Source organism: Methylophaga sp. UBA5088, assembly GCF_002414625.1.
Lineage (GTDB): Bacteria > Pseudomonadota > Gammaproteobacteria > Nitrosococcales > Methylophagaceae > Methylophaga > Methylophaga marina.
The window spans coordinates 14,380-20,804 of the sequence record NZ_DIAC01000129.1; the positions used below are offsets into that span (position 1 = coordinate 14,380).

The 6,425-nt window shown below is 44.8% G+C and carries 6 protein-coding genes; 5 read left to right on the top strand and 1 reads right to left on the bottom strand.

The features are described from left to right. Positions 1-7: 7 nt before the first annotated feature. On the top strand, positions 8-1,129 hold the full coding sequence (locus tag B4K20_RS15875) for a methyl-accepting chemotaxis protein (protein ID WP_414683396.1): 1,122 nt from the start codon (positions 8-10) through the stop codon (positions 1,127-1,129). Between the two features lie 48 nt (positions 1,130-1,177). On the opposite strand, the gene pyrF is transcribed toward B4K20_RS15875, so the two are convergent. Then, positions 1,178-1,870: an orotidine-5'-phosphate decarboxylase gene (gene pyrF, locus B4K20_RS15880; protein ID WP_289283664.1), complete on the bottom strand. Its 693-nt coding sequence runs from the start codon at positions 1,868-1,870 to the stop codon at positions 1,178-1,180. 122 nt (positions 1,871-1,992) lie between these two features. On the opposite strand from pyrF, the gene tgt reads away from it, so the two are divergent. The 4 genes from tgt to secF all read left to right on the top strand — a co-directional run bounded on the left by tgt (position 1,993) and on the right by secF (position 6,376). Further along, positions 1,993-3,099 (top strand): tRNA guanosine(34) transglycosylase Tgt, encoded by a 1,107-nt coding sequence (tgt, locus tag B4K20_RS15885; protein ID WP_289283665.1) that lies wholly within the window; start codon positions 1,993-1,995, stop codon positions 3,097-3,099. 79 nt (positions 3,100-3,178) lie between these two features. Beyond that, positions 3,179-3,514, top strand: a complete 336-nt coding sequence (gene yajC / locus B4K20_RS15890; RefSeq protein ID WP_286305573.1) for a preprotein translocase subunit YajC — start codon at positions 3,179-3,181, stop codon at positions 3,512-3,514. 46 nt (positions 3,515-3,560) lie between these two features. Further along, positions 3,561-5,414, top strand: coding sequence for a protein translocase subunit SecD (gene secD, locus B4K20_RS15895; RefSeq protein WP_289244656.1), 1,854 nt, complete (start codon positions 3,561-3,563; stop codon positions 5,412-5,414). An 11-nt stretch (positions 5,415-5,425) separates the two neighbouring features. Next, complete coding sequence (secF, locus tag B4K20_RS15900) at positions 5,426-6,376, top strand: protein translocase subunit SecF (RefSeq protein WP_286305571.1); 951 nt, start codon at positions 5,426-5,428, stop codon at positions 6,374-6,376. Positions 6,377-6,425: the final 49 nt, after the last annotated feature.

A 6,425-nucleotide genomic window follows, 5' to 3' on the forward strand; every position in this document is an offset into this window, starting at 1 on the left:
CGCCTTACTGGGACTACTTGTTCTTGAAGGCTATATGTATCACTCTGATATCAAGAAAATTGAAGCAATTTATATCGCTGCGATATATGTCGTCGTCGCCAGCATTTCGGTGATTGGCATCGCACACTACATAGGCCGTTTTGGTGATAAACGTGCTACCACCTTGGTCGGTGCGATTCAAAACATCAAAAAAGGTGACCTCACTAAGAAAGTGGCCATATCAGGTAAAAGTGACTTTAGTTGGATGGCATTTGAATTAGACAGTGCTAGAAAAAATGTTGCTAACTTAGTTCACACACTTGTTGGTGGGGTAACGCAGCTCACTTCAGCGAGTGATAATATGCAAGCCATCAGTAAAGAAACGGTGGATGGTGTACTCCGTCAACAGTCTGAAACGACTCAGGTTGCGACGGCAATGAATGAAATGACAGCCTCAGTGCAAGAAGTAGCAAGAACAGCATCGAGCGCTGCTGAAGCAGCTCGTAATGCCGATATCGAGGCCAAGGCTGGTAAACAAGTTGTCATGGAAACCATGCAGGCTATTGACTCATTGGCCACTGAGGTGGAAAAAGCCGCAGAGCAGTTAAGTAGTCTGGAGTCAGACATTGGTAACATCGGCGCGATAGTGGATGTCATTCGTGGTATTACAGAACAAACCAACCTACTTGCACTGAACGCTGCGATCGAAGCGGCACGCGCAGGTGAGCATGGTCGTGGCTTTGCTGTTGTTGCTGATGAAGTTCGTACACTGGCGGCGAGAACACAATCTTCTACGCATGAAATTGAAGAGATGGTTGAGCGATTACAGCAAGGCGCTCAAGTCGCTGTTAAGGTCATGAACGAAGGTCGTGAAAGAGCAAAACATAGTGTGGAAAAGGCATCAAGTGCTGGTGCTGCCTTGGACTCTATCACCGCTATGATTTCAACCATGGATGAAATGAGCGCACAAATCTCCAGCGCTGCGAATGAGCAATCTTCCGTAGCTGAAGATATTAACCGCGGTATTGTTAATATCAGTCAGGTGGCTGAGCATACAGCGGAGGGCGCGAGAGAGTCTTCAGTCGCTGTCGAAACCTTGAGTAATCTTGCTACCCAACTTCAGGAAGCGGCGAGTAAGTTTAAGGTATAACGTTTCACACAGTTCATAAAAAAAGCCCGGGTAACCGGGCTTTTTTATTTAACGTAGACTTTGTTCTATCTCGTCAAGTGCCTGCATCGGGTCGGGTGCTTTGGTAATTGGACGGCCAATCACAAGGTAATGGCTTCCCGCGTCTAATGCTTGTTTGGGTGTCATGATACGATGTTGATCGCCTTTTTCACTGCCTTCCGGTCTTATGCCAGGAGTAATAAGTTGAAAGGTATTACCCAGCGTATCTCGGAGGGCACTGGATTCCTGAGCCGAGCAGACGACGCCATCAAGACCACTTTGTTTTGCCAATTGAGCAAGTCGGGTGACAGTCTCAGACATATTGCCGGTAAGGCCAATCTGATCAAAAGTCGTTTGATCCATGCTAGTCAATAACGTTACACCTATCAATAAAGGTTTATTGGATGATTGTTCAACTGCTTCTCTGGCAGCACGCATCATGGCTGGCCCGCCGAGCGTATGCACATTTAACATCCAAACGCCTAAGTCAGCCGCCGCAGCACAGGCTTTTGCCACTGTATGCGGAATGTCGTGATATTTCAGATCGAGGAAGACATCAAACCCACGCGATACTAAGTCAGTGACAACTTGAGGACCTGAACGGGTGAAAAGTTCTTTTCCCACTTTCACTCGCGCACGTTCTGGATCAATTTGATCGGCCATTTGCATGGCATCACTCGCGTTAGCATAGTCAAGGGCAACAATGATTCTAGAGTCGGACATTGATATCTCCATTACTTATAATGACCGTGATCCTACCTTAAGAAGATCAGAATTGCGTCTGTTTCGCCGTTTAGATCAAGAAAATGATATGCTGTCGGGCGTTTTTTGCTGAGAATGAATGAATGAAATTTGATTTACTTGCGCGAGATGGCTTTGCTCGTCGAGGACGCTTAACTTTTTCTCGGGGAACCGTAGAAACCCCAGCTTTTATGCCTGTTGGAACGTATGGGTCAGTTAAGTCTATGACGCCAGAAGAAGTCGGTGCAACAGGGGCTGAAATCTTATTAGGTAATACATTTCATTTAATGTTGAGGCCCGGCACCGACATTATCTCAGCTCACGGTGATTTGCATGACTTTATGCAGTGGCAAGGGCCAATTCTAACTGACTCTGGCGGTTTTCAGGTTTTCAGCTTAGGCGAGTTGCGTAAAATTACAGAGCAAGGTGTGCATTTTAGTTCTCCAGTCAATGGTAATAAAGTATTTCTGGGTCCTGAAGAATCGATGGCTGTGCAGCGTGCATTGGGTAGTGACATCGTGATGATTTTTGACGAATGCACCCCCTATCCTGCTGATCTTGAAACAGCAGCAAACTCTATGGAGTTATCCCTACGCTGGGCAAAACGCAGTAAGGAAGCCCACGGCGATAATCCTTCTGCGTTATTTGGTATCGTGCAAGGTGGGATGCATGAGCAGCTGCGTCAAATTTCACTGGATGGTTTAACAGAGATTGGCTTTGATGGTTATGCCATCGGTGGACTGTCTGTTGGTGAGCCCAAAGAGGACATGATACGCATTCTTGATTTTCTGGCGCCAAGAATGCCTGAAGATAAACCGCACTATCTTATGGGGGTTGGCCGACCTGAAGATCTTGTCGAAGGTGTGATGCGTGGCGTGGATATGTTTGATTGTGTCATGCCAACCCGTAATGCTCGAAATGGACACCTATTCGTTCATCAAGGCGTCATCAAAATTCGTAATAGTCGGTTCAAGACGGATACGAAACCTCTGGATCCCTATTGTGATTGTTATACCTGTCAAAATTATAGCCGGGCATATTTACACCACTTAGATAAAACAGGTGAGATGCTTGGCCCTCGGTTAAATACCATCCATAACCTTCATTATTACCAGACATTAATGAAAGGCTTAAGGCAGGCCATAGAAAACAATACGCTGGAACAATTCCGCCAAGAGTTTTATGCGCTAAGGCAAACCGAAATTGTTTAAAACGCTTCAATGCTATCGAACACTGGGTCTGCTGTGGCATAATCGGTTTCTTTTTTCTTGTTGATTTTGAGGATTAACGATGGACTTTTTTATCTCTCCGGCCGCTGCTGCTGATGCAGCGACAACAACGGCTGCTTCTCCAGGCATGATGGATTTCGCATTTCCTATTATTTTGCTGGTGTTGTTCTATTTCATGTTAATCAGACCGCAGCAAAAACGCGCTAAAGAACACAAGGCTATGCAGTCTGCATTGGCAAAAGGTGATGAAGTCGTTACCGATGGTGGCCTGATGGGGAAAATTATTGAAATCACTGATAACGCTATCGCTGTTCAGATTGCTGAAAATGTTGAAGTGAAAGTGCGTCGTGAATCAGTGAATGCTGTTTTGCCAAAAGGTACATTGAAAAAGCTATAAAGTCTGGCCATCGCTTCAGATGGCTTGAAAATGTCAGGAATTAAATATGAACCGATATCCACTGTGGAAAAATCTACTCGTTCTTGTTGTGTTACTGGTCGCAGGGCTCTACGCGCTACCCAATCTTTATGGGGATGACCCGGCAGTCCAGATTTCTGCTGGCAGAACGGCCACAGTGGACTTGGATCTAGCAGACAAAGCAGAAAAGGCTTTAAAAGAGGCTGGGATTGATTATAAAGGTGTTCAGCTTGAAGATGATAAGTTACTCATCCGGCTGACCTCTGCTGATAATCAATTAAAGGCAAAAGATGTCTTAAGTAAAACCTTAGTCGGTGATTACATCATCGCCTTGAATCTTGCCTCCACAACACCGCACTGGTTAGCTTCTATGGGCGCAGAGCCGATGAATCTGGGCTTGGACTTGAGAGGAGGCGTTCATTTCCTTATGCAAGTCGATATGGATGCTGCGGTTAAGCAAAGCTTAGATAGCTATGGTAGCGATATCCGTTTATCACTTCGTGATGAAAAAATTCGTTATAAACAAATCAAAGTAGAAGGGCAGACTATTGTTCTGGTTCTGAGAAATACTGAGGACAGAGATAAAGCGGAAGCGTTGATCAACAATGATTTTAATGATCTTCAAGTGACCGTTTCAGAAGATGAGGCTAACCCTGAGCTTATTATGAATGTGTCTGAACAGAGCATTCGTGAAACAAAACAATTAGCCTTACAACAAAATATCACCACCTTGAGAAATCGCATAAACGAACTGGGTGTGGCAGAGCCGACTGTGCAACAGCAAGGCGAAGACCGAATCGTCGTCCAGCTACCAGGTGTGCAAGATACTGCTCAAGCAAAGAAAATCCTGGGAGCGACGGCAACACTTGAGTTTAGACTGGTTGATATCGAGCATGATGTAAAAGATGCACTCAATGGCCGTATCCCACCAAACACGGAGCTTTATTACAGTCGTGATGGTCGCCCATACCTTCTTGATAAGCGTGTGATGTTAACGGGTGAGCATGTTATCAATGCGGCATCAACACTAGATGGTCAGTCTGGTTCGCCTGCCGTCTCCGTGACTTTAGATGGGAAAGGCGCGCGCGCTTTCAGTAATGTCACTCGCGATAATATTGGTAACCCAATGGCGGTGGTTTTCATTGAGTCTAAAATGGAAACAAAAGAAATTGATGGTGAGCTGGTATCTGTACGTCGCCAGGTACCTGAAATTATCAATGTAGCCACTATACGAGATCAGTTGAGCAAGAAGTTTCAGATTACTGGACTGGACAGCACTACGGAAGCACGAGACTTATCACTACTATTACGCGCTGGTGCATTGGCCGCACCGATAGAAATCGTTGAGGAGCGCACGGTTGGCCCAAGCATGGGACAGCAAAATATCGAGCAGGGTTTTGAATCTGTCATTATCGGCTTTATTTTAGTGCTTGTTTTCATGATTATCTGGTATCGAGTATTTGGTGTGTTTGCCAATATGGCACTGGCTGCGAACCTGATATTTATCGTGGCATTACTCTCATTACTCCAAGCGACACTTACCTTGCCAGGTATCGCCGGTATCGTTCTCACCGTTGGTATGGCTGTGGATGCCAATGTGTTGATTTATGAGCGTATTAGAGAAGAGCTACGCAATGGCAATAGCCCCCAAGCCAGTATCAGCTCAGGTTATGACAAAGCCTTTTCGACCATTGCCGATGCGAATATCACGACACTCATTGCTGCAATTGTCTTGTTTGGTTTTGGTACAGGTGCAATTAAAGGTTTTGCGGTCACCTTATCACTCGGTATTTTAACCTCTATGTTTACGGCAATTATGGGCACACGTGCCTTAGTGAATCTGTTTTACGGTCGTAAACATAAACCTAAGCTATCAATTTAGGAATCATTTTCATGCAGTTTTTTAATAAACAAACGCATATCAAATTTATGTCGAAACGCTGGCCTGCGCTGGTGTTCTCGAGCATATTACTGATTGTTTCTATCGGTTCGTTGATAACACAAGGCTTAACCTTTGGTATCGACTTTACAGGTGGAACCATGATCGAGCTCGGTTATCAAGAACCTGCTAATCTGGATAACATCCGATCAACCCTTCAAAATGGTGGCTATCCTCAGGCTGTTGTTCAGAATTTTGGTTCTATCCATGATGTTTTAGTTCGTTTGCCGATAATCGAAACTGAGAATATGGCTGAAATCAGTAACAATGTTGTCTCGCTGCTACAAGTCGATTCCAGTAATGCCATCGATGTGCGTCGTGTCGAGTTTGTTGGCCCTCAGGTAGGCGATGATTTAACTGAACAAGGCGGTTTAGCGGTTTTATATGCCTTAATTGGTATTTTGATTTATGTGGCTTTCCGTTTTGAATATCGTTTTGCTATCGCCTCTGTTGCCGCCTTGGTGCATGACGTTATTATCACTCTAGGTTTCTTTTCCATAACCCATGTTGAGTTTGATCTAACGGTACTTGCCGCTGTATTGGCAATCATTGGTTATTCTCTCAACGACACCATTGTGGTTTTTGACAGAGTCAGGGAAGGATTTTTAAAAGCGCGTAAGGCCTCACCACAAGAAGTGATTGATTCATCTTTAAATGAAACCTTGAGTCGTACGCTGATGACTTCATTTACGACGCTGCTGGTTGTTTTTGCCTTATTTGTGCTTGGAGGTGAAGTCATTCATTCATTTGCAGAGGCGTTACTGTTAGGCATCATGATTGGTACTTATTCATCGATCTACGTAGCAAGCTCTGCTGTGCTCTTTATGGGGGTAAGTAAAGAAGATTTGCTACCACCAGTGAAGGAGAGTGACCAGGAAATTGGTGAAGATGGTAGCCAAGTTTAATAAAAAAGCCCGAGCAATCGGGCTTTTTTTATGAGTGTATATTTTGATC